Raw genomic sequence first — 21865 nt, forward strand, 5'->3', positions numbered from 1 at the left:
CGCGGCGGCTCAGCGCCGGGATTCGGTGCGCGAGGGCCGAGGCCACGGACGTGCCTCCCGGGCCTCGATCTCGGTGTTGAACCGTGCGAGGTAGGAGGCGAAGGTGCGCACGTCCTCCTCGCTCCAGTCGCGGAGCAGCCGGTCGAGGGCATTGATGTTGTAGTCCCGATCGGCGCGGACGCGGCGTTCGCCCTCCTCGGTGATCCGGAATTTGCGGGCCACCCCGCCGTCCGGATCGGGTATGCGTTCGACCAGACCGCCCTTCAGCATGGCCGCCGTCTGCCGGTGCACGGTGGAATTGTCCAGGCCGAAGGCTTCGCTGAGCTCACCGATGGACATGGGGCCCTCCATCCGCAGCCGCCGCAGCACCAGATAGGCGCTGCGCTCCAGATGATCGGGGCGGCGCAGATGGGTGTTGATGCTGTGCCGCCCCAGCAGCATGGTTTCGAATTCGATCAGATGGGTCGGTTTGTCCATGGCGGGTGTCCTGCTCGTTCGCGGCGGCCGTAGCGGCTCGGAGGCGTCCCACCGGTCGTCGTACCATGCGGCCGGGAGTGTGTTGCATCCTGCATACGCTGTGTATGGTGCGAATTATATGGAGGTCGCATCGCCCGGGCGATCAGGCCGGACCCGGACTCGTCCGGGCGGCGGTCCGGTCCCGGCGCGCACGGCGTTCCACGAAGAACCGCGCCGCACGGGCCACCGCCTCCAGTACGGGTTCGGGTTCCCAGCCGAGTTCGCGTTCGGCTTTGCCGTGGTCCATCCGGGACATGACATGCATCAGGTTCACCGAGGTCACCGTGAACCGGCTGTCCCGGCCGCGTAGCCGGGCGGCGGTGGCGGTGAGCGCCGCCGCCGGATAGAGCAGGGGCAGGGGGATCGCCGCGCGCGGTGGTTCCCGGCCGGCCGCACGCGCGGCGGTGGTGAGCAGTTCCGCGCTGGTGAGGTAGCGTTCCGCGACGATATAGCGCTCACCGAGGCGACCTGCGGTCCCCGCGAGTATCAGCGCGCGTGCCGCGTCCTCGACACCCACCGATTCCGCCCCGGTACCCGCGAACCGGAACGGCAGGCGGCCGAGTGCGGCCGCGGCCACGAAAGAACCGTGCGGTGTGGGTTGCAGATCGCCCGGACCGTAGGTGTTCGCGACACACAGCGCCACCGCCGGTAGCGCGCGCTCGGCCGCGTAGCGCAGTACCAGGTTCTCGGCCGCCACCCGGGAGCGTACATACGGTCCGCCCAGGTGGCCCCAGTCGAAAGGTGTGGACTCGTCGACCACGGCGCCCGGACGCCGGCCGATGGTGGCGGCCGAACTGGTGAAGACGAAACGGTGGGGGCCGGCGGCACACGCGGCGTCCAGCACATGGCGCAATCCGGCCACATTGGTGCGGAACAGGGGTTCGGGATCGCGCAGCCAGGCCCGGGTGTCCACGGCGCAGTGATAGATCACGGCGCAGTCGCGCATGGCCTCGCGCAGCGCCGTGTCGTCGAAGAGATCGCCGTAACGGATCTCCACCGGGAGATCGGCGATGGCGCGCAGATCGCTGGTGGGGCGCACCAGGGCGCGGACGTGGGCGCCGTCGGCCACCAGCAGGCGGGTGAGATGCGAGCCGAGAAACCCCGACGCGCCGATCACCAGTACCACCGGATCCGCCATGCTCCCGGCCTCCTGTCCGCGCGTGGTAGCCGAAGTCCGGCTACGAGTTTCGCAAGACCGGAGTGAGTCCGTACAGGAAACCGAACAATTGGCCGGACAATGCTATGGACTTCTGTCCGATAAGTGGTTGTCCCACCTCCGGCCCAGGTCACCGCGGTCTCCCGGAACGTGACGCGCGACCCTTCCGCCCCGGCCCGGCGTGTCGCGCGGTGCCGGTGCGGGTACCGTTTTTCCCGGTACATCCCGTTCGGCCACGCGCGTTCGCGGTCCGTCGAGAGGTCGATTATCAGCTGGTCCTCATGGTGCGCGCGGTGTGGCGCCGGACGCACAGTGCGATCTGAAAGGACTCGTCCATGGTGATCGACACCGGCGGAAAACCCGCTACGCAAGACAGCGGCTTGCCGGGCTCGCCCGGAGGCAGACCGGCTCGGCCCGGCCTCGACCGGGCGATATTCGGTATCACTTCGATCGGTGCGGTGGCCTTCGTACTGTGGGGAATCATCGACAAGGACGGCCTGGCCACGGTGGCCTCGAAGGCGCAGTCCTGGGTGATCACCAATACCGGCTGGCTGTTCGTACTGGTCGCCACCTCGTTCGTGGTGTACGTGGTGTGGCTGGCCCTCAGCCGCTACGGCAAGATCCCGCTCGGCGCGGACGACGAGAAACCGGAATTCCGGACCGTCTCCTGGATCGCCATGATGTTCAGCGCCGGGATGGGGATCGGCCTCATGTTCTGGGGCGTGGCCGAGCCGCTGACACATTTCACCGCACCGCCGCCGGGTACCGCCGCCGCCGGAAGCCCCCAGGCGAGCGAGGTCGCGCTGGCCACCACACTGTTCCACTGGACGCTGCACCCATGGGCGATCTACGCCGTGGCGGGCCTGGCCATCGCCTACGGCACCTTCCGTCGTGGACGGTCCCAGCTGTTCTCCTCGGTGTTCCGCCCGCTGCTGGGCCGCCACGCGGCGGGCCCGGGTGGTAAGGCGATCGATATGATGGCGATATTCGCCACGCTGTTCGGGTCGGCGGCCTCGCTGGGACTCGGCGCCCTGCAGATCGGGGCCGGGTTCGAGTTCAACGGCTGGGTGGACGCCATCGGCAAAGTCGGCCTGGTACTGGTGATCACCGGGCTCACCTTCGCGTTCGTGCTGTCGGCGGTATCCGGGGTGGCGCGCGGAATCCAGTGGTTGTCGAATATCAACATGGTGCTGGCGGTGGTTCTGGCGCTTTTCGTTTTCATCGCCGGACCCACCCTGTTCATGCTGAATTTCCTGCCCACCGCGATCGGCGACTATATCGCCGATCTGCCGACCATGGCCTCGCGTACCGGGATAGCCGGCGGTGCGGAGATGGAGGCCTGGTTGTCGAGCTGGACCATCTTCTACTGGGCGTGGTGGATCTCCTGGACCCCCTTCGTCGGCATGTTCATCGCGCGGATCAGCCGGGGCCGCACCATCCGGCAGTTCGTCGCGGGGGTACTGCTGGTCCCCAGCCTGGTGAGCCTGGTCTGGTTCGTGGTCTTCGGTGGGGCGGCCATCCGGCAGCAGAGCGAAGCCCACGATCTCACCGAGGCCGACGGCAGTGTGAACCCCGATTTCGCGTTGTTCCATCTTCTCGCCGACTACCCGATCGCCGCGATCACGACCGTGCTGGTGATGATCCTGGTGGGTATCTTCTTCGTCTCCGGCGCGGATGCGGCGTCGATCGTCATGGGCACGCTGTCCGAGCGGGGGAGTATCGAGCCCTCGCGGCTCACCGTCATCTTCTGGGGCACCGCCACCGGCGCGGTGGCGGCGATCATGCTGGTGATCGCCGATTCGGATGATCTGGGGGGTGCGCTGACCGGGCTGCAGGCGCTCACCACCGTGGTCGCGCTCCCGTTCATGATCGTCATGGTGATGATGTGCGTTTCGCTCTACCGCGATGTGCGCGGCGATCCCATCATCGTGCGGGCCGATCTCGGCGTCGAGCTGGTGGAAGGGGCCGTCCTGCAGGGCGTGGCGCGGCACGAGGGCGAATTCGAATTGGTCACCTCGCCGATCGAACCGGCCGGGGACGAACCGGTCGATCGCCTCTGACGTTCGGTGCGTCGGTTCCGGCCGGGATGTCCCGCGCCGGGGCCGGTGTGCTCCGGTGGCCGGGCGAGTGCGGTCCGGTGGGGCGCCGGCCGCGAGCTTCCTCCGCGAGAACAGTGTGGCGGAGGCGAGCCGGTCAGTGCCGGGGGCCGCGGAAATCGAGGCAGGCGCGGCCCGATGCCGGTGCGGGCCGGACCCGGGGCGCGGTGTTCTGGGTGGCCTCGATGTAGATGCTCAGGCCCGTGCCGATCTTGCCGGCCAGGGCTTCGAGCTGGTCGGGTGAAAGGATCTCGCCGAATGCCGCCGCGGCGAGGAGACGTTCCCGTACCTGCTCGAGATTGAGCCGGGCGAACGGGAGGGGGGCGAGTTCGGGCATGCGGTTACCGTACCCGAATTCGAACATATTTTCGATAGGTGGCGACAGCGTTATTCGGCCTCGCGCTGCCTACGGCTCGACGAGATCCGCGCGGCCGAAATCGCCGAGCAGCCGGACCGCGCCGGTTTCGGCTGCGCTACCGCGCCACACGAGAGGTCGTGGAACTCGGTGGCACTGGGGAACCCGGCTCCGAGCGTGTTCGGGTGGCGTCGGCCCCTGCGCTGCCGGCGATCCGGCGGCGGATCCGCACGAGGTGTGGCCACCGATACCCGCCCGCGGCGTGGATCCGGCTGCGGCGTGGTGGAACCGGGCGCGGCGACGCGCTCAGCCGATCACGGCGTTCATGATGGTGCCCGCGCTGGTGGCGACGACACCGCCGATCATGGCTCCGGCCACCATCTTCGGCGATTCGAGGCCTCCACCGGACCACTTCTCCCAGGCGAATCGCCCACCGGCGTAGATGATCGCGCAGATTCCGGCGAGCAGCACGAACCAGGTGAGATACCGGACCAGTTGCAGGAATTTGTCGGAGATGGGCGGCGCTTCGGGGGTGGGATTGCCGATTTGCGCCAGCGTATCGGTGACGGCGGCCAGTATCATCTCGCAGCTCACTTGAGTGTTCGGGGTGGGCGGGGACGCTAACGCATCGTAACCGCTCGCCGGGACGGTCGCAGTTGTCCCAGTTCGGGACAGGTATTCGGTCACCAGCGGTTATAGCGCGAAAGTCGCTGCGCGGCAAGAACTTGCGCCGGGGTGGCACCGGTCTGGATGATGGGAGCGGGGCCCGGCGCCCCGGACGAGATCGGCAAGGGAGCAGACGGTGAGCAGCATCGCGGCGTCGGTTGTGGACGCAGTAACGGTATACGCGCAGGTCAGCGATCCCACTCCGGAGGCACCGCCACTGGCGGATAAAATCATGCGGTTCGTCCGGTACGCCACCTGGCTGGCGATACTGTCCGGAACCATCAGCATCATCTACGCGGGCGGCCGATTCGCCTGGGAGAAGTGGTCGGGTAGCGGTCTGCAATCGCCGAAGATGGTTGCCGGAGCCATGATCGGCGGTGTCGTCGCCACCAGCGCGGGCACCATCATGAACACCGTTCTGGCCATCTGAGAAAACGGCCGCGCCGACCGTAGCGGCAACGATTCGGCTATCTTTGCGCGTATTCTGCCAGCAGTCCTTTCGACAGCGATGAGCAGGGAGAACGCCCATGCGCGAAGAGCCCGCCGGTGGCCGGGGCCAGGGAGCGGCAGCCGACCGTCTCCGGTTGACGCGCCGGTCGATGCTGGGGCTCGTCGCGGTAACCGGCCTGGCGGCCTGTGGCGGTGAGGAATCCGCCGACAGCGGGGTCCAGCCCTCCGGTACGCCCGACGCCCGGCGGGAGGTCGCCACCGAGGCATACATTTTCGGCTATCCGATGATCCTGATGGATACGGTTCGCCGCCGCTCGCTGCGCTACGCCTCGACCAACCGGTTCCTGCACACCACGGATATCCCGGCGGCGAGCCAGCGCACCGTGGTCCAGATCGATCTGGACACCCTGTACTCGGTCGGCTGGCTGGATCTGCGGGAAGAGCCGGTGCTGTTCGAAGTCCCCGAGATCGAGGACCGCTACTGGGTGATGCAGGTGCTGGACACCTGGTCCAATACGGTGTTCACACCGACCAGCGCGCAGCCGCTGGGCGAGCCCGGTAGTACGGCACCCTTCACCTACGCCGTCATCGGGCCCGGCTGGTCCGAGACCCTACCGCCGGGTGTGGTGGAGTTGCCGGTGCCCACCGCGGACGCCTGGCTGTACGGCCGTATCGAGGTACGTGGTCAGGCGGATGTACCGGCGGTGCGCGAAATCCAGAGCAGGTTACGGCTCGCGCCGCTGAGCGCGTGGAACACCGACGCCGCCGGTGAATCCGATTCCATCACGAACAACCAGGACTGGTCGGAATCGGCCGGCCTGAAAACGGTCGAGGAGATGTCCGCCCGGGATTTCTTCGAGCGTATGGGCGAGCTCATGGTGGACAATCCCGCCGCTCCCGACGACGATGCGGCGTTGCGGCGGTTCGCCACCATCGGGATCCGGCCCGGTGGATCACCCGAAGGGGTGAGTACCGGCGAACTCGATGCCGGTGCCGATGCGGCGAAACGCCGGATCGCCGCCTACGTGGACCCGGACTCCCGGCAGCGCAACGGCTGGGTGATCGCGACGAATATCGGCCGCTACGGGACCAACTACCTGCTGCGTGCCGCCACCGCCTACCGGGGGCTCGGGGCGAACCTGGCGAAGGTGGCGATGTATCCGATCCTGTTCGGCGAGGCCGACGAGGACGGCGCCTCGCTGGAGTTCACGCTGCGGTTCCCGCCCGGCGAGGAGCCGCCGGTGGGGGCTTTCTGGTCGCTCACCGCGTACGGTGCCGAGGGCTACCTGGTGCCGAATACGGCAGGTATTCAAACGGTGGGTCATCCCGTCTCCCCGCAGTTCGCTCCGGACGGCTCGCTGGAATTCGCGGTGCAGGCCGCCGACCCGGGGCCGGCGGTACCGCGCTCCAACTGGCTGCCGATCCCGGAGGAGGGGCAGTTCTTGCTGGTCATGCGTTTGTACGAACCGGATAAGCGAGTGCTGGACGGTCGCTGGGACCCGCCGCCGCTGGTACCGTGAGCGGGCGTCCGCGCACGCGCGCAACGCGCTCATCTCAGATATTGGCACCCTTGGCGCGATTACAGCCACGGCACAGGATCTGCAGGTTGGCGGCACTGGTGGCTCCGCCCCGGCTGAGTGGGATGATGTGGTCGAACTCGAGGTAGTGGGTCTCCCCGCATTCCACACAGCGGCCGCCGTCACGCTGCCACACCTGCGCCTTCACCTCCTGCGGGATACTGCGTGAATCACGCTGTCCCGGGGCCAGCACGAGCCGTTTGGCCACCCGTAGCGCCCCCTCCAGCGCGGCGGCCAGATAGGCGGGGTCGGCGACGGCGAAGGTGGCGCCCCCGCGGGCCGATGTGGCCGCGACCACGACGGTATCGCGTTCCGCCGACACCGAGACAATGCGCGACCACGGCATTTCCACACCGGCGCCGATACCGACGAAACGTAGTTTCTTGGTGCTCGCGATCAACCGGCCCTCGATATGCTTGGGCCCGCGCGCCAGTTCCCGGATCTGCGTCGCCTCGATATCCAGGTGGACGATTTCCTCGGCGTCCAGGTGCAGATCGGGCGTATGCACCGTCGGTAGATCGCCCTCACGCAGCCGGGAAAGCGCCCGCCCGCGCGCCATCCGGCCCCGGAGATCGTCGATCAGCGGACCGGAGAGCTGCAGTTCGGTGATCGCGTGCTCGACCTCGTCGTATTCCTCGGCCGAGATCTGCCCGTCGGCGAAGGCGAACGCCACCCGGCGCTCCACGTACTGCAATGCCAGCGGACGCAGTGCGGTGCGCGCCGTCGCGGCGTCGATCCGCTGATAGCGCAGGGAGGCCCACAGCTCCTCCCATTCCGGCCCGTGTGGTCCGGCCGCGAAGAGTACGCGGGCGGCGCGGGTATGCCAGTGGGTGAGGAATTCCTCGATCTCGGCCGCGCACGCTGTGCAGGGATGGTGCCCACCGAAGACGCGGCGGCGGCGCCGGGCGCCGCAGCGGTCGCAGTCGTGTGGGTGGGGCCGGGAGGTGGGGCGGTGCTCGGTGGTCCAGCGTTCGCCGTCCCACCAGCGCAACCGGGCGGGGTCCGCGGGGTCGCGATACCAATCGGCCCGCTCCGGCTCGGGCGGCGGTGGTAGGTGTACCGGTTCGGTGACGGTGATCCTGCGCAGCGTCACCGTGCCCGCGAGCCGGCGGGTGGGCTGCGGTTCGGCGAAACGGTTCCGGGGCGCCGCCGTGGGACCGGATGTCTCGTCGAGCCGGTAGTGGGCGTTTCCCGGATGTCTGTCGGCTGCCTGCCGGGCCGCGGCCGGGTGGCGGGTATCGGGGCCCGCGTGGGGTGAGCCGGTCGCCGCGGGCCGCTCCAGCACCGCGGTGCCGAGATCGGCGAGGGGGTCGGCCACCGCGCGCCCCACGCCCGCGGGCCGATCCCGCGCCTCCGCGGACAGCGCACGGGTGGGGTCCGGATCCGCGCCTGCCGCCGTGGCCGGACCGGCGGCGGGTTCGTCGTCCACCCGGATCCCGAATTCGGTGACCAGCCCCGCCATCCCGCTGGCCCAGCCCTGGCCGATCGCACGGAACCGCCAGCCCTCGTCGCGGCGGTAGAACTCGCCGAACATCATGGCCGTCACCGCTTCCGGATCGGTGAGGGTGAACACGGCGACCGGGCCGTCCACCGCGAACACGGTGATCCGCAGGTCTTCGACATCGGCGAAGGTGGCGTTCTCCAGCGACCCCGATACCACGATCCGGTCCACCTCGGCCTCGGTACGCGGCAGCGATACGCTCAGCCGCGCGGTACCCGGAGCGGGGTCCTGGTCCAGGGTGACCGCCTGGGAGATGTGCCGGGGCGCGTTGTAGAAGACCAGATCCCGGTCGCCGCGTACGGTGCCGTTCGCGTCGAGCAGCAGGGCGTGCGCGTCCACCACATGTTCGGACCGCCAGGAAACCACCACGGCCAGAAGAGATGTCGGTATCGGCGTATTGGCGCCCTTGCTCAGTTCCATCGACGTGGAACTATGCCATGCGACGCCGACACGCCCGCAGATGCGCAGGTCACGGCGATATCCGGAGTGGAACCGGCCCGCCGGAACCGCCGCCGTACTCCTGGGGGAACGGAAGCGGCCCGGCGGGGGAGCGGTATTCGCTCAGCAGGGGTCGAGGGCCCGGCCGTTGTAGGGGGTGTCGTGGGCGGTGCGGTCGTGTACCGGCCGGACCCGCACCTCGTTCTCCTCGAAGATGATCTGCGCGTTCTTGTTCGCGTTGAGCAGGATCAGCACCAGTTGGTCGGCGATCCGCGCGGCGGTCTCGGCATCGGGATAGCGGCCGAGTACCCGGGCGCTGGGCCCGAGGGCCCCGCTGCCCCGGTCGTAGTCCCAGTTGCCGCTGCCGGCCGCCACCGCCAGCCGGGCGACGACCTCCACGGTTTCCGTGCCGTCGTGGGGGCCGTGCTCACGTACCGGTTCGGTGCCGATCTCGATGATCTGTTCGGCCCGAAGCCAGTCCCCACCATGTGTTTTCACCCAGAGCTGTGCCATCGCTCCATTGTCGCCCTGTTCGTGGGATCGGACCGGCTGTTTTCCGGGTCCGGCCGGGGCAGCGCCCTCAGGTGGTCGCCGCTACATCCGCCGCCGGCCGGACGGACCCGGCCGGATCCGCGGCGAGAGCACCGAACACCGCCCCGGCCTTGAGCAGCATCTCGTCGTATTCGTCCGTGGCCACGGAATCCAGCACAATGGCTCCGCCCGCCCCGACCTGCCACTGCCCGCCGTGCCGGACCGCGGTGCGGATGACGATATTGAGATCGGCCGTACCGCCCAGGCCGAGGAAACCGATGGTCCCCGAGTACACCCCACGCGCCCGGGTCTCGAGAGTGTCGATGAGTTCCATGGTGCGGATCTTGGGTGCGCCGGTCATGGAACCGCCCGGAAAACACGCGCGCAGGCATCCGATGACATCGGTATCGGCGCGCAGGGTGCCGCGGACTGTCGAAACAAGCTGGTGCAGAGTGGAATACGTTTCGGTGGCGAGCAGGTTGTGCACCCGTACACTGCCGATCTCGCACACCCGGCCCAGATCGTTGCGCAGTAGATCCACGATCATCACGTTCTCCGCGCGAGTTTTCGGATCCTCGGTCAGTCCGCGGCGCAGACGCTCGTCCACGACCGGATCGGGGTCGCGGCGGGCGGTGCCCTTGATGGGTTTGGTTTCGACCGTGCGGGCGCGGTCGATCTTCAGGAAGCGTTCCGGTGAGGAGCAGGCGATTTCGAGGTCGTCGAACCGCAGATAGGCCGAGTAGGGGGCGGGGTTGGTCCGCCGTAGCCGGCGATAGGCGTCCAGGCCCCCGGTGGTGGCGGGTACGACGAGCTGATCGGTGAGCGTGATCTCGTAGGATTCGCCCGCCCGCAACGCGCGCCGGCATTCGGCGATATCGCGTAGATACCGGGTGCGACCCCGGACGAGATGGTGTTCGAAATCGGCGCTGTCCCGATGGTGCGATACGCGCGGTGGATTCGTCCAGGTGGGCACGGTCTCCAGGATCGTGGCGGTGCTGTGCAGCCAGGCTTCGCCCGCCTGCCGGGCGCTGCTCTCCGGACCGGTGAGTGCGAGCAGATGGGTGCGGCCGGCGAGATGATCCACCACCACTATCCGGTCGGCGAAGATCCACTGGGCATCCGGGGCCGGGGCCCGGTGCGCGACCGCACCGCCGCATTCGGCCTTGACCTCGTAGCCCAGGTACCCGACGTAACCGCCGGCGAAGTCGAAGGGCAATTCCGCCGGTAGCGGGACGAACCTCTTGCGCAGGGCCTCGCTCAGGTAGTCCAGGATGCCGCCCGGCTCCTCGCGGACCCGGCCGTCGGCGGAGATCACGCTCACCCGCCCGCTGCCGACCCGGTACCGCACGACCTCCGCCAGGGGGCCGCCGGCGTCGCCGAGAAAGGAGAACCGGTCGAGTCCGGGTTCCACATATTCGCTGTCCAGCCAGAACGCGGTGGCCGAGGTACCGTACAGCCGCAGGAAGGCGGCCTCGGTGTCCACCGCGCGTTCGAGAGCCCGGTGCTGGAGCATTACGGAAAGAGACATCGTGGTCCGAACCCTACGCCCAGGCCGGGCCGTCAACTGTTGTCGGTTGCCCGCAGTTTCTCCGGGCCGGTGGGGCACAATGTCAGGCATGTCTGTTGTGCAGCCGGTAGGCGTGGATCGTGAGCACGTCGACTTCACCGTCGTCGGGAACTGGATGGAGGAGCACGGGCTCCCCGGCGGTGAATTCCAGGAGGTGAAAGCCCTCGGTGGCGGTACGCAGAACATCATGCTGCGTTTCACCCGGGGCGGGCGCGACTATGTGCTGCGCCGCGGTCCGGCACATCTGCGGCCCAAGAGCAACGAGGTCATCCGGCGTGAGGCGCGGCTGCTGGGTGCGCTGTCCGGCACCGATGTGCGGGCGCCCCGGATCGTCGCCGCCGAACTGGACGAATCGGTGCTGGGGGCGGTGTTCTACCTGATGGAACCGATCGAGGGGTTCAACCCGCAGACCGAACTGCCGGCCCGCTACGCCGAGGACGCCGAGGCCCGGCGGCAGATGGGGCTGTCCGCGGTCGAGGCCATCGCCCGGCTGGGTGCCCTCGACTACCGGGAGCTCGGACTGGCCGATTACGGCAAACCGGAGGGATTCCTGGAGCGCCAGGTCGGGCGCTGGATGCACGAGCTCGAATCGTATTCGGCGAACGAGGGTTACCCGGGCCCGGAGATTCCGGGCCTCCACGAGGTGGCCGACTGGCTGGAACGGCACCGCCCCGCCGCCTGGACCCCCGGAATCCTGCACGGGGACTGTCACCTCGCCAACATCATGTTCTCCTACGAGCGGCCGGAGGTCGCCGCCCTGGTGGACTGGGAGATGTCCACCATCGGCGACCCACTGCTCGATCTCGGCTGGCAGATCGCGACCAGGCCGGAGCCGGGCACCTCGGGTGCCGCGCTCATCGGCAAACTCGGCGCGGCCGGTGGCCTGCCGTCCGGCGCGGAGATGATCGAACACTACGGCAAGTTCTCCGACCGCGATCTGAGCGCGGTCACCTGGTACACCGTGCTGGCCTGCTTCAAACTCGGCATCGTGCTCGAGGGCACCTATGCGCGGGCCTTCGCGGGTAAGGCGCCCGAGAAGGTCGGCGAGTTCCTGCACGCCAACACTCTGGAACTGTTCGCGCGGGCGCGCGGACTCATGGAGTGAGAACAGGTTTCATTATTTTCGCTCGATCCCGGCGGTTCGGACGGTGGAGGCGGGTGGCTCGCCGGGTTTCGTAGCCGCGGGTGATCCGGCGGAACTGTTCGCGGTGCGGCCGGGGAAAGTGGACGACTCGCGTGCTTTCCGGGCAGCGGCCGGTGGTGGATCCGTCGCGCCGGCCGCCGCCGTATGGTCGGTTGTCCAGGTGTTCTCGGGAATTCTTTCCGAACCACTAGAACGTGTTCCAGTTGGTGTCGTAGTGTGGAGGCTGTCACATGAAAGCCCGCGCATGCGAGAGGTCGGACACGAATGAAGACGAAGGGCGCGATCCTGTGGGGGATCGACGAGCCGTGGTCCGTGGAGGAAATCGAACTCGGCGACCCCCGCGCCGGTGAGGTGCAGATCCAGCTGGAAACCGCCGGGATGTGCCATTCCGACCACCACATGGTCACCGGTGCCACCCCGATGCCGTCGTTCCCGGCCATGGGCGGCCACGAGGGCGCGGGCGTCATCACCAAACTGGGGCCCGGCACACCGCCCGACCTCGCCGTCGGTGATCACGTGGTGCTGTCGTTCATCCCCGCCTGCGGTCGCTGTCCGGCGTGCGTGGCCGGGCATATGGCTCTGTGCGATCTCGGTATGGGCCTGCTCTCCGGGCAGTCCATCAGTGACGGCAGCTACCGCATCCAGGCCCGCGGCAAGGACGTCATCCCGATGTGCCTGCTCGGGACCTTCTCGCCGTATATGACGGTGCACCACACCTCGGTGGTCAAGATCGACCCCGAGATTCCGTTCGAGGTGGCCTGCCTGGTCGGCTGCGGGGTGCCCACCGGTTTCGGTTCCTCCACCCATGTCGCCAATGTGATGCCCGGGGATACGGCGGCCATCGTCGGTATCGGTGGTGTCGGGATGAGCGCGCTGCAGGGTGCGGTGTTGTCCGGGGCGCAGAAGGTCGTCGCCATCGATCCGAACCCGTGGAAACTCGAACAGGCCAAGAAATTCGGTGCCACCCACACCTACGCCAGCATGGCCGAGGCGATCGGTCCGCTGATGGAGGCCACCGAGGGCCGAATGGCCGATAAGGTCATCCTCACCATGGGTGAGATGCAGGGCGAGTACATCGAAGAAGGCCTGATCCTCACCGCCAAGGCCGGAACCCTGGTCGTCACCTCGATGGGCCGGATGGACGCCTTCGACGTGAAGATGAACAACTTCCTGCTGTGCATGCTGCAGAAGACGGTCAAGGGCTGCATCTTCGGCGGCGGCAACGCCCGCCAGGACATTCCGCGCCTGCTCTCCATGTACAAGGCGGGGCAGCTGAATCTGGACGATATGGTCACGCGCAGCTACTCCCTGGAGGACGTGAACCAGGGTTACCAGGACATGCTGGACGGCAAGAACATCCGCGGCATCATCAAGTACACCGACGCGGATCGCTGATTCCGCCCTCCCGGCGGGTCGCCTCGGGCGGGTGGACCGGCGGAAGCCGGACACCCGCCCGCGCCGCATCGGGGGCGAGTCCGCTCGGGGGCCCGGGAACCGGTGGCCGGAGCCGGCGGCCCCGCGAACCGTCACCTGACAATTGCGCGGGGGGATGCCCCGGGGCCCGGCCTCGTCTCGTAACCTCGGAGGGTGCGCGCACTCGAGCAGATCAAGGAATGGCCGGTCCGGCACGCGGCGGCGGGTGTGGTCACCCGGGAGGGCCGATGGACCGCGGGGGAGGCCGACCGGGTCTTCCGTCTCGCTTCGGTCACCAAGCCCCTGGTCGCCTACGCGGTACTGATCGCGGTGGAGGAGGGGGCGATCGAACTCGATCAGCCCGCCGGGCCGCCCGGCTCGACGGTCCGGCATCTGCTGGCCCATACCTCCGGGGTGGCCTTCGATACCACCGATATCCTCGCGAAACCCGGCGCCAAGCGGATCTATTCGAGCGCGGGTTTCGAACTCCTGGCGGATTTCGTCGGTGAGCACACCGGTATCCCGTTCGCCGACTATCTGCGCGAGGCCGTACTCGAGCCGCTGGGTATGGCGGATACGACCCTGACCGGCTCGGCCGGGCACGGCGCCCACGCCACGCTGACGGACCTGCTGCGCTTCGCCGCCGAACTCCTCGAGCCGCGGCTGGTTTCGGCGCAGACGCATACCGCCGCAACCACCGTCCAGTTTCCGGGTGCCAATGGGGTCCTGCCCGGGTTCGGTTCCCAGCGCCCGAACGACTGGGGGCTGGGTTTCGAGATCCGCGACGGGAAATCGCCGCACTGGACCGGTTCGGCCAACTCCCCGGCCACCTACGGTCATTTCGGACAATCCGGAACTTTCCTGTGGGTCGACCCGCGGCACGACCTGGCCTGTGTGGCGTTGAGCGATGAGAACTTCGGCGATTGGTCGCGCGAAGTATGGCCTCCGTTCAGCGATTCGGTGCTCGAGGAGACCACACCCGCGCGCAACACGGCCGGAAAGTAACACGTGTAACACGGAGCACTCACGTACACTCGGGCCACACCTTGTCGACGGACCGTTGGGGAAGACGAGCATCGTCGAAACCGGAGGTGTACGTAGTGCGCGCATCGACTCGATATGTGGAGGCGTCGGCGGGTGTGGTGTACATACACTCGTCACCCACTGCGCTGTGCCCACATATCGAATGGGCTCTGGCGGCCGCCGTCGGCGCCCCCACCGCCCTGCGCTGGACCGCCCAGCCCGCGGCGCCCGGCCGGCTCCGGGCGGCCACCGAATGGGTGGGCCCGGCCGGTACCGCCGCACGTATCGCGCAGTCGCTGCGGTCGTGGCCGATGCTGCGTTTCGAGGTCACCGAGGATCCCAGCGAAGGTGTCGACGGCGAACGCTACAGCTTCGTCCCGTCGCTGGGTCTGTGGCACGGTTCCACCAGTGCCAACGGTGATGTGACGCTGGGCGAGATGCGGTTGCGGGCGATGCTGCAGGCCGCGCGGGAACTGAGCCGCCATTCCGCCTACGATCTGGCCGCGGAGATCGATCGGGCGCTCGGCACGGCCTGGGACGAGGATCTGGAGCTCTACCGTACCGGCAGCGAGGGCGCCGAGGTCACCTGGTTGCGCCGGGATGTGGGTTGATGCCCGGTCCGGCTGGTCGGACTCGGGCGAGGGGGCCGACCCGGGCGCGGGGCGGCTCGCGCCGGTGGTGCCGCTGCGGTTCCCGCCGCGGTCTACGTACTCGCCGCGGGCATCTTCGCCATGGTGACGAGCGAATTCGCGGTCGCCGGCCTGATGCCGCAACTCGCCGAGAGCCTCGATACCGGAATCGCGCAGATCGGTTACCTCGTCACGGTTTTCGCCGCGGCCATGGCGCTCGGTGGGCCGCTGCTCGTCGCGGCGCTCACCCTGGTCTTCGTCCGTGATCCGGGCCGGCCGGCCGAAGGCGAAGCCCCGGCCGCGGCGGCCGCCGAACTACGCGCCTTCCGTCGCCCCCAGTTGCTGCTCGCACTCGCCTCCAGCACGGTGCGACCTTCTCCGTTTTCGGCTTCCTCGCCCCGGTGCTCACCCAGCTCGGTGGTTTCGCCGAAGGCGGCGTGCCCGTGTTGCTTCTGGCCTACGGTGCCGCCACGGTGGTGGGTAATTTCCTCGTGGGCCGTTTCGCGGACCGTCACACCGTCGCGACGCTCCTGATCGGCACCTCACTCAATATCGTGTTCCTCACCGGCTTCGCGGTCTGCGTCACCTATCAGCCGGCCGCGGTGCTGTTCATGCTGGGCATCGGTCTCGTGGGCGTGACGATGAACTCGGCCATGGCCGTGCGGGTGCAACGCGCGGGCGGTACCGGGGTCCTGGTGAACACGGTGCACACGTCGTTCATCACGTTCGGGGTGATTCTCGGCTCGGCCCCCGGCGCCGCCCTGATCCCCGCGCACGGCCTCCGGGCGCCCCTGGTCCTCGGGATCGTACTGGCCGTACTGGCGGTCGCGGCGATCCTGCCGGCCCTGCGCTCCCCGTACCTGCGTCGTGGTCGCGAGCCCGAACCGGTCGTGCGGCAGGAGGGCCGCTATGTGAACGCGTAAGGGCGCGCAGCGCCGCGGAACGCGGTCGATCCGCCGGGCTCATCCGGCTCACGCCGGGTGGCCCCGAGGCTGTTCGCCGGGTCGGGCGGATCCGTCCGACCCGAAGGTCGTGAGCTGGGACACATACTCGGTTGCCGGGTATGAATACGTCCGTTTTAGACTGCTCCGGACGAGCTGGAGACTTCTGGAATCCTCGCACCCGGTGTGAGCGATGGTGGTCAACGCGGTCGGGACCAAGGGTGGGCCGATGAACGACGGCAAGACGCTGCGGGCCTGGTGGAACGATCCGGTCGACTACGGCTGGCTGGTGCGCACCCTGGCGGCCCGATCGGCGCTGGGGCCACTGAAGGTGCTGATCGGCGTCGCGGGCGCGGCGATGGCGGCGATGGGCGCGGTGATCGCGGGCACTCCGGTGGGACCGCCCGGCGATCCCGGTCTCGCTTCGACGGTCGGGGTGCTGGCCGGAACGCTGTGGGCGCTGCGCTGGTGGTTGCTGCCCTGGCCGAACAAAACCGAATCGCTGGTGCTGATCGGCTGCGCCGATGTGCTGTTCACGGTGGAGTTCCTGCGGGTACCGGATCGTCTGTTCGGCGCGATGGGTGCGGTGCTGCTCGTGGTCACCGGCAGCTACCTGGGTTTCTTCCACAGCGCGCGGGCCCTGGCCGCGCATTCCGCGTGGTCACTGCTGTCGGTGATCGTGCTGTCGGCGCGGATCGTCACCGGCGGCGGGGATATCCGCTCGGCAGTGGCGGTCGCGCTGCTGCTGTTCGTCTCGGTGGTCAGCGCGCTACCCGCGTTGCAGATCCTCTACTGGCTGCTGCGCACCGAATCTCTGTCGGATCCGCTGACCGAACTACTGAACCGCCGAGGCCTGCAGACCCGGCTGCCGTCGCTGGTGGAGCGGCATCCCGCGATCTGTGTCATGGCCTTCGATCTCGATCGGTTCAAAAGTGTCAACGACACCTGGGGTCACCGCGTCGGCGATACCGTCCTGGTGCGGACCGCCCGGCGCTTACGCGGTGCGGCCATGGAGGCGGCGGTGGTGGCTCGGACGGGCGGGGAGGAGTTCGTCGTGGCCGCGCCGATCGCCGCCGCGGCGGCGCGCGCCGAAGCCGAACGTCTGCGTCGCGCGGTGGCCGCACCGCCGGAGACCGCGGTGGAGGTCACCGCCAGTGTCGGTGTCGCGGTTTTCGATACGACGAACTGTCCCTGGTGTCCGCGCCCGGCCCCCGACCGGCTGTTGCAATCCGCCGATGCCGCCATGTACCGCGCCAAGCGGTCCGGCGGGAACCGTGTGGTGGTCGACGACCTCACCCCGCCTGGGGATCACGCCCACCCGATACCCGGATAGCGCGTTCGCGATATCGGGCCGCTCGCCGACTGCCCGGCGCCGGCCGGAATCAGCGCGCTTCGAGGGTGGGACCGATCATTTTTACGGTATTGACTTATGTCGAAAAGGTGGCAGACTAGCGACTGTCAGCTATTCGATATATGTCACACAGGTGGTGGTGAGGATGTCACGTGTTCAGCTCGCACTCGACGTCGACGATCTGGAGCGGGCGATCGGGTTCTACTCGACCCTGTTCGGCACCGGACCGGCGAAGGTGAAGCCCGGATACGCGAACTTCGCGGTGGAGAATCCGCCGTTGAAACTGGTTCTGATCGAGAACCCCGGGCGGGGCGGCGGTATCAACCATCTCGGGGTGGAGGTGGAGTCCCCGGAGCAGGTGCGCGCCGAAATCGCGCGCCTGTCGGAGGCCGGTCTGTTCACCGAGGAACAGGCCGCGACGACCTGTTGTTTCGCCACCCAGGACAAGGTGTGGGTGACCGGCCCGGATCAGGAGCGGTGGGAGGTCTACACGGTCCTGGCCGATACCGAGCACTTCGGCACCGAGCCGCGGTTCGCCGGGAAGGACGATGGGGAGGCGGTGCAAGCGTGCTGCGGCACCGCCGAAACCTCCACTACGGAGGGTGAGGCCGGTTCGGGGCCGGCGGTGGCGTGTTGCGCGCCGGCCGCCACGGCTGGTTGAGGGGCACGCAGTGATGGCCGGGGTCCGGCGAGATCCGCTGGACCCCGGCCGTTCACGGATGTGCTCAGGGGGCGAGTTCGGTGATCAGCGCTTCGACGCGGATGCGAATTTCGTCGCGGATCGGGCGCACGGCGGTCAGGACCTTGGGGAACTCGGCGGTGATATCGATGCCGACCTCGGCCATCGCCTTCACCGCGACCGGGTTGATCGCGTCCGTGGGCGCGCTGCCGGCGGAGCGGACCTCGATCGACCCACCGGCGAGGTGGGCGAGGAAACCGGCGGCCATCCGGGAGCGGCCGGCATTGTGGACGCAGACGAACAACACACTCGGCAGGCGAGTCACAGCGTGCGGCCTTTCAGGCGGAGCGCGTAGTGGATCCAGGGGGCGTGGTGCGGAACCGGTCCCGTAAGGCGAGGGAGGCATAGACGAGGGCGATCAGGACCGGAACCTCGATCAACGGGCCGACGACACCGGCGAGGGCTTGTCCGGAGGTGGCGCCGTAGGTGGCGATCGCCACGGCGATGGCGAGTTCGAAGTTGTTGCCCGCCGCGGTGAACGCCAATGTCGTCGTCCGCTCGTACCCGAGCCCCAGGGCCGCGCCGAGGAGTTGGCCGCCGCCCCACATGATCGCGAAGTACGCGAGCAGTGGCACCGCGATCCGCGCCACGGCGAGGGGTTGGGAGGTGATGCGCTCGCCCTGCAGCGCGAACAGCACGACAACGGTGAACAGCAGCCCGTACAGCGCCCACGGCCCGATCCGCGGAAGCAGTGCGGTCTCGTACCAGTCGCGGCCCTTCACGCGTTCTCCGGACCGGCGGGTCAGATAGCCGGCGAGCAACGGGATTCCGAGGAAGAGCAGAACCGATTTCGCGATCTCCCACGGCGATGCCTCGATCGTGGTCTGCTCCAGCCCCAGCCATCCGGGCAGCACCGAGAGGTAGAACCAGCCCAGCACGGCGAACATGACGACCTGGAAGACCGAGTTGATCGCGACCAGTACGGCGGCGGCTTCGCGGTCTCCGCAGGCGAGGTCGTTCCAGATGATGACCATGGCGATGCAGCGGGCCAGGCCGACGATGATCAACCCGGTCCGGTACTCGGGCAGGTCCGGGAGCAGTAGCCAGGCCAGTACGAACATGAGTGCGGGGCCGAGCAGCCAGTTCAGTGCCAGTGACCCGGCGAGCAGGCGGCGGTCGCCGGTGACGGTGCCGAGGCGGTCGTAGCGGACCTTCGCCGACACCGGATACATCATGATCAGCAGACCGATCGCGATCGGCAGCGAGATCCCGTCGACCTCCACCGCCGCCAGGGCGGCACCGAGTCCGGGGATGAGCCGGCCCAGCAGCAGGCCTGCGGCCATGGCGATACCGATCCACACCGGCAGGAACCGGTCCAATATCGACAGTTCGCCCGCCACATCCCGCGCTGCGGTGTCGGTGGTGGTCATGCGTTCACCGCGGTGGCCGCGCCGCTTTCGGCCAGTAGTGCCCGCGAGATCCGGGCCAACGCCTCGGGCACCACCCGGTAGTACACCCATGAGGCGCGCCGTTCACTGGTGAGCAGCCCGGCTCCGCGCAGCACTTTCAGGTGATGGGAGATCGTCGGCTGGGTGAGGTCGATGCCCTCGGACAGATCACATACGCAGGCTTCCTGTCCGGCCCGCGCCGCGATGGAACTGAGCAGCCGTAGCCGGATCGGGTCCGACAGCGCCTTGAACACCACCGCCAACTCCGCCGCCGTGTCCGCTGTCAGCGGTTCACGCACCCGTGGAGCGGGGCCGCAGGTATCCGAGGGGACGATCGGCGCTTTCGGATTAGACATGGATCTATATTGATGACTGTCCATGTCGTGGGCAAGGGTCGCAGCCGAGTGCGGCGTGCTTGCCGTCGAGCGCCGAGGTTCAGGTGCGCCTACGGGGCAGGCGAGGCTGCGATCGTCGGGAAACAGCATCTTCCCGTCTCATGAAAGCCACGAAAGGCGGATGGGTGCTCTGATTCGTGACGCCGTAGAACGGTGTCCTGGTGGGCGCAGACGGGTTCGAACCGCCGACCGCTGGTGTGTAAAACCAGAGCTCTACCACTGAGCTATACGCCCGGATCCCCGGAGCGAATCCGGGGGCAACGGCTTATGAATCTAGCGCGGCGAGCGCTTTCTCCCAAGCCGCCTGGTCACGGGGCTCTCCGGGGCCGTTCATCTCCGCGAAACGGACGATTCCTTCCCGGTCCACCACGAAGGTGCCACGGTTGGCGAAGCCGGTGGTGTCGTTGAAGACGCCGTAGGCCTGGGCCACCGCGCCGTGCGGCCAGAAATCCGACAGCAACGGGAAGGTGTAGCCCTGTTCGGCCGCCCAGATCTTGTGGGTGGGCGGGGGGCCGACGGAGATCGCGAGGATCTCGGTGTTGTCGTTCTGGAAACGCGGCAGTTCGTCGCGCACCTTGCACAGCTCACCCTGGCAGATACCGGTGAAAGCGAGTGGATAGAACACGATCAGGACGTTCTTCTCGCCGCGGTAATCCGCCAGCGAGACCTCCTGGTTGTTCTGGTCCTTGAGGGTGAACTCCGGCGCCTGTGCGCCGACCTCGAGGGGCATGGTGGACCTCCAAATCTCGGACCGCGCGCCGCGGGGGCGCGCACGGCAAGGAGCGGCTCAGCGCTGCTTCGTGGGGGCTTTCGGCTGTACCAGCCGGCTGGCCGACCATTCGCCGAGTTTGATGGCCGAGGTCTGGGTGAGGCCCGCCGTCGGCGCCGCCTCGGCGATCTCACTGGGATCGACGTGGCCCGCGTTGCCGGTTTTCGGGGTGAGTACCCAGATGAAACCGTCGTCGGCGAGTGGCCCGATGGCCTCCATCAGCTCGTCGACCAGGTCGCCGTCGCCGTCCCGCCACCACAGCAGTACGACATCGATGACCTCGTCGGAGTCCTCGTCCAGCAGTTCACTGCCGCAGGTCTCCTCGACATCGGCCCGGAGGTCGTCGTTGGTGTCCTCGTCCCAGCCCAGCTCCTGGACAACCATGCCGTGGGTGATGCCAAGCTTCTCTGCGAAATTCTGCGCGTCCGCCGCGGCGACCACGGTGGTGTCCTCCTCAACTCCCGACTACAGATACCTGCAAGCGAACATGGTTATCGGCCCTAACGCAAGCCGATCGGGTGGATGGAATTTCTGATGTCGTGACAAATGCCTGGTGACGAGCCTTCCGGATTATCCGGGGCAGGCATCGCGAACCGCGCTGCGCGCCTCGTTGACGCGGCGGCTGGCGTCGTTGAGCGGACCTACGGGGGAGGTGTAGGTCATCTCCCGGGTCGCCTGGGACAGCGCGCGGGCCGCCGCGACGTACTCGGTGAACTTCGTCCGGAAATCCTCGGGCAGATCGGCGCCGGCGGTGTTCACCCCACCCTCCACCTGGTTGGCGGCATCGTCGAGCGCGGTGACGGCGGCATCGCGTCTGGCGTCGTAGTCGGGGGCGTTGCTGTCGTGCGCGTCGACGAATTCGTTGTACTTCGTCACGCCGACGCCGGTGACTCCCGGGAAGAGCGCGCAGTTGTCGGTGACGGCCTTGTCCCGGGCGGCGGCGATCCGGGAGGACGTGGCGGCGGCGGACGAGGAGGAGGCGAAGCTGCGGTAGGCGGTCGCTTCGGCGGCGTTCGGCGTCGCGATCCCTTCGATCTGCTGCGCGCATCCCGCCACGGTCGCACCGGTGACCAGTGCCGCCGCGGCGCACACCAGGCCGAATCGGCGCGGGTCCAGCCCTTCCATCGTCCTCCCGACTCCTCGGTAGCTGCGGTGAGACCTGCCTGTCGAACGGTACTGGATCGGCGGCTGACATGATGATGTGGGACGCGCCACGAGCA

Annotated in this window: 23 protein-coding genes and 1 tRNA gene; 10 read left to right on the forward strand and 14 right to left on the reverse strand. The window is 68.2% G+C overall.

Annotated features, from left to right (window positions below):
• Window positions 1–9: 9 nt before the first annotated feature.
• Window positions 10–477 (reverse strand): MarR family winged helix-turn-helix transcriptional regulator, encoded by a 468-nt coding sequence (locus tag ACYR7D_RS13990; RefSeq protein ID WP_459545017.1) that lies wholly within the window; start codon window positions 475–477, stop codon window positions 10–12.
• 142 nt (window positions 478–619) lie between these two features.
• Window positions 620–1654, reverse strand: a complete 1035-nt coding sequence (locus ACYR7D_RS13995) for an NAD-dependent epimerase/dehydratase family protein (RefSeq protein ID WP_459545018.1) — start codon at window positions 1652–1654, stop codon at window positions 620–622.
• 353 nt (window positions 1655–2007) lie between these two features.
• Between ACYR7D_RS13995 and ACYR7D_RS14000 the strand changes: the two genes are divergently transcribed.
• Window positions 2008–3732 carry a BCCT family transporter gene (locus tag ACYR7D_RS14000; protein WP_459545019.1) on the forward strand — a complete coding sequence of 575 codons (1725 nt, stop codon included), beginning with the start codon at window positions 2008–2010 and terminating at the stop codon, window positions 3730–3732.
• Window positions 3733–3865: 133 nt separating this feature from the next.
• On the opposite strand, the gene ACYR7D_RS14005 is transcribed toward ACYR7D_RS14000, so the two are convergent.
• Both ACYR7D_RS14005 and ACYR7D_RS14010 read right to left on the reverse strand, forming a co-directional pair.
• Window positions 3866–4105 (reverse strand): DUF6374 family protein, encoded by a 240-nt coding sequence (locus ACYR7D_RS14005; RefSeq protein ID WP_459545020.1) that lies wholly within the window; start codon window positions 4103–4105, stop codon window positions 3866–3868.
• A gap of 324 nt (window positions 4106–4429) precedes the next feature.
• Window positions 4430–4705 carry a hypothetical protein gene (locus tag ACYR7D_RS14010; RefSeq protein WP_459550152.1) on the reverse strand — a complete coding sequence of 92 codons (276 nt, stop codon included), beginning with the start codon at window positions 4703–4705 and terminating at the stop codon, window positions 4430–4432.
• Window positions 4706–4925: 220 nt separating this feature from the next.
• Here ACYR7D_RS14010 and ACYR7D_RS14015 point away from each other — a divergent pair, with 220 nt between their 5' ends.
• Entirely contained in the window at window positions 4926–5219 is a 294-nt protein-coding gene (locus ACYR7D_RS14015) for a hypothetical protein (protein ID WP_459545021.1), read from the forward strand.
• Window positions 5220–5316: 97 nt separating this feature from the next.
• The gene (locus tag ACYR7D_RS14020) at window positions 5317–6759 is read left to right on the forward strand and encodes a DUF1254 domain-containing protein (protein ID WP_459545022.1); all 1443 of its coding nucleotides are present in this window, start codon (window positions 5317–5319) and stop codon (window positions 6757–6759) included.
• Between the two features lie 34 nt (window positions 6760–6793).
• Here the strand turns inward: ACYR7D_RS14020 and ACYR7D_RS14025 are convergent, their stop codons facing one another.
• The 3 genes from ACYR7D_RS14025 to pabB all read right to left on the reverse strand — a co-directional run bounded on the left by ACYR7D_RS14025 (window position 6794) and on the right by pabB (window position 10814).
• Window positions 6794–8737: a TerD family protein gene (locus ACYR7D_RS14025; protein WP_459545023.1), complete on the reverse strand. Its 1944-nt coding sequence runs from the start codon at window positions 8735–8737 to the stop codon at window positions 6794–6796.
• 141 nt (window positions 8738–8878) lie between these two features.
• Window positions 8879–9268, reverse strand: coding sequence for a hypothetical protein (locus ACYR7D_RS14030; protein ID WP_459545024.1), 390 nt, complete (start codon window positions 9266–9268; stop codon window positions 8879–8881).
• Between the two features lie 67 nt (window positions 9269–9335).
• On the reverse strand, window positions 9336–10814 hold the full coding sequence (gene pabB / locus ACYR7D_RS14035) for an aminodeoxychorismate synthase component I (protein ID WP_459545025.1): 1479 nt from the start codon (window positions 10812–10814) through the stop codon (window positions 9336–9338).
• A 79-nt stretch (window positions 10815–10893) separates the two neighbouring features.
• On the opposite strand from pabB, the gene ACYR7D_RS14040 reads away from it, so the two are divergent.
• From ACYR7D_RS14040 to ACYR7D_RS14070, 7 genes are all read left to right on the forward strand, one after another.
• Complete coding sequence (locus ACYR7D_RS14040) at window positions 10894–11958, forward strand: phosphotransferase family protein (RefSeq protein WP_459545026.1); 1065 nt, start codon at window positions 10894–10896, stop codon at window positions 11956–11958.
• Between the two features lie 303 nt (window positions 11959–12261).
• A complete protein-coding gene (locus ACYR7D_RS14045) occupies window positions 12262–13392 on the forward strand; it encodes an NDMA-dependent alcohol dehydrogenase (protein ID WP_459545027.1) in 1131 nt (376 codons plus the stop codon).
• Window positions 13393–13584: 192 nt separating this feature from the next.
• Window positions 13585–14415 carry a serine hydrolase domain-containing protein gene (locus ACYR7D_RS14050; protein ID WP_459545028.1) on the forward strand — a complete coding sequence of 277 codons (831 nt, stop codon included), beginning with the start codon at window positions 13585–13587 and terminating at the stop codon, window positions 14413–14415.
• A 95-nt stretch (window positions 14416–14510) separates the two neighbouring features.
• Window positions 14511–15044 (forward strand): DUF3145 domain-containing protein, encoded by a 534-nt coding sequence (locus ACYR7D_RS14055; protein ID WP_459545029.1) that lies wholly within the window; start codon window positions 14511–14513, stop codon window positions 15042–15044.
• A 419-nt stretch (window positions 15045–15463) separates the two neighbouring features.
• A complete protein-coding gene (locus ACYR7D_RS14060) occupies window positions 15464–15985 on the forward strand; it encodes an MFS transporter (RefSeq protein ID WP_459545030.1) in 522 nt (173 codons plus the stop codon).
• A gap of 211 nt (window positions 15986–16196) precedes the next feature.
• Window positions 16197–17336, forward strand: coding sequence for a GGDEF domain-containing protein (locus ACYR7D_RS14065; protein ID WP_459545031.1), 1140 nt, complete (start codon window positions 16197–16199; stop codon window positions 17334–17336).
• Window positions 17337–17499: 163 nt separating this feature from the next.
• On the forward strand, window positions 17500–18015 hold the full coding sequence (locus tag ACYR7D_RS14070) for an ArsI/CadI family heavy metal resistance metalloenzyme (protein ID WP_459545032.1): 516 nt from the start codon (window positions 17500–17502) through the stop codon (window positions 18013–18015).
• A 64-nt stretch (window positions 18016–18079) separates the two neighbouring features.
• On the opposite strand, the gene ACYR7D_RS14075 is transcribed toward ACYR7D_RS14070, so the two are convergent.
• From ACYR7D_RS14075 to ACYR7D_RS14105, 7 genes are all read right to left on the reverse strand, one after another.
• Complete coding sequence (locus ACYR7D_RS14075; RefSeq protein WP_459545033.1) at window positions 18080–18358, reverse strand: arsenate reductase/protein-tyrosine-phosphatase family protein; 279 nt, start codon at window positions 18356–18358, stop codon at window positions 18080–18082.
• A gap of 13 nt (window positions 18359–18371) precedes the next feature.
• Window positions 18372–19463 carry an ACR3 family arsenite efflux transporter gene (gene arsB, locus ACYR7D_RS14080; RefSeq protein WP_459545034.1) on the reverse strand — a complete coding sequence of 364 codons (1092 nt, stop codon included), beginning with the start codon at window positions 19461–19463 and terminating at the stop codon, window positions 18372–18374.
• Complete coding sequence (locus ACYR7D_RS14085) at window positions 19460–19837, reverse strand: ArsR/SmtB family transcription factor (RefSeq protein WP_459545035.1); 378 nt, start codon at window positions 19835–19837, stop codon at window positions 19460–19462. Before ACYR7D_RS14085 ends, arsB begins: the two co-directional genes overlap by 4 nt.
• A 198-nt stretch (window positions 19838–20035) precedes the next feature.
• A tRNA-Val gene (locus tag ACYR7D_RS14090) sits at window positions 20036–20110 on the reverse strand.
• A 31-nt stretch (window positions 20111–20141) separates the two neighbouring features.
• Window positions 20142–20606, reverse strand: a complete 465-nt coding sequence (locus ACYR7D_RS14095) for a peroxiredoxin (protein WP_459545036.1) — start codon at window positions 20604–20606, stop codon at window positions 20142–20144.
• 57 nt (window positions 20607–20663) lie between these two features.
• A complete protein-coding gene (locus ACYR7D_RS14100; protein ID WP_459545037.1) occupies window positions 20664–21086 on the reverse strand; it encodes a DUF3052 domain-containing protein in 423 nt (140 codons plus the stop codon).
• Window positions 21087–21215: 129 nt separating this feature from the next.
• Window positions 21216–21770, reverse strand: a complete 555-nt coding sequence (locus ACYR7D_RS14105) for a hypothetical protein (protein ID WP_459545038.1) — start codon at window positions 21768–21770, stop codon at window positions 21216–21218.
• Window positions 21771–21865: the final 95 nt, after the last annotated feature.

This window comes from Nocardia sp. X0981 (assembly GCF_977089955.1).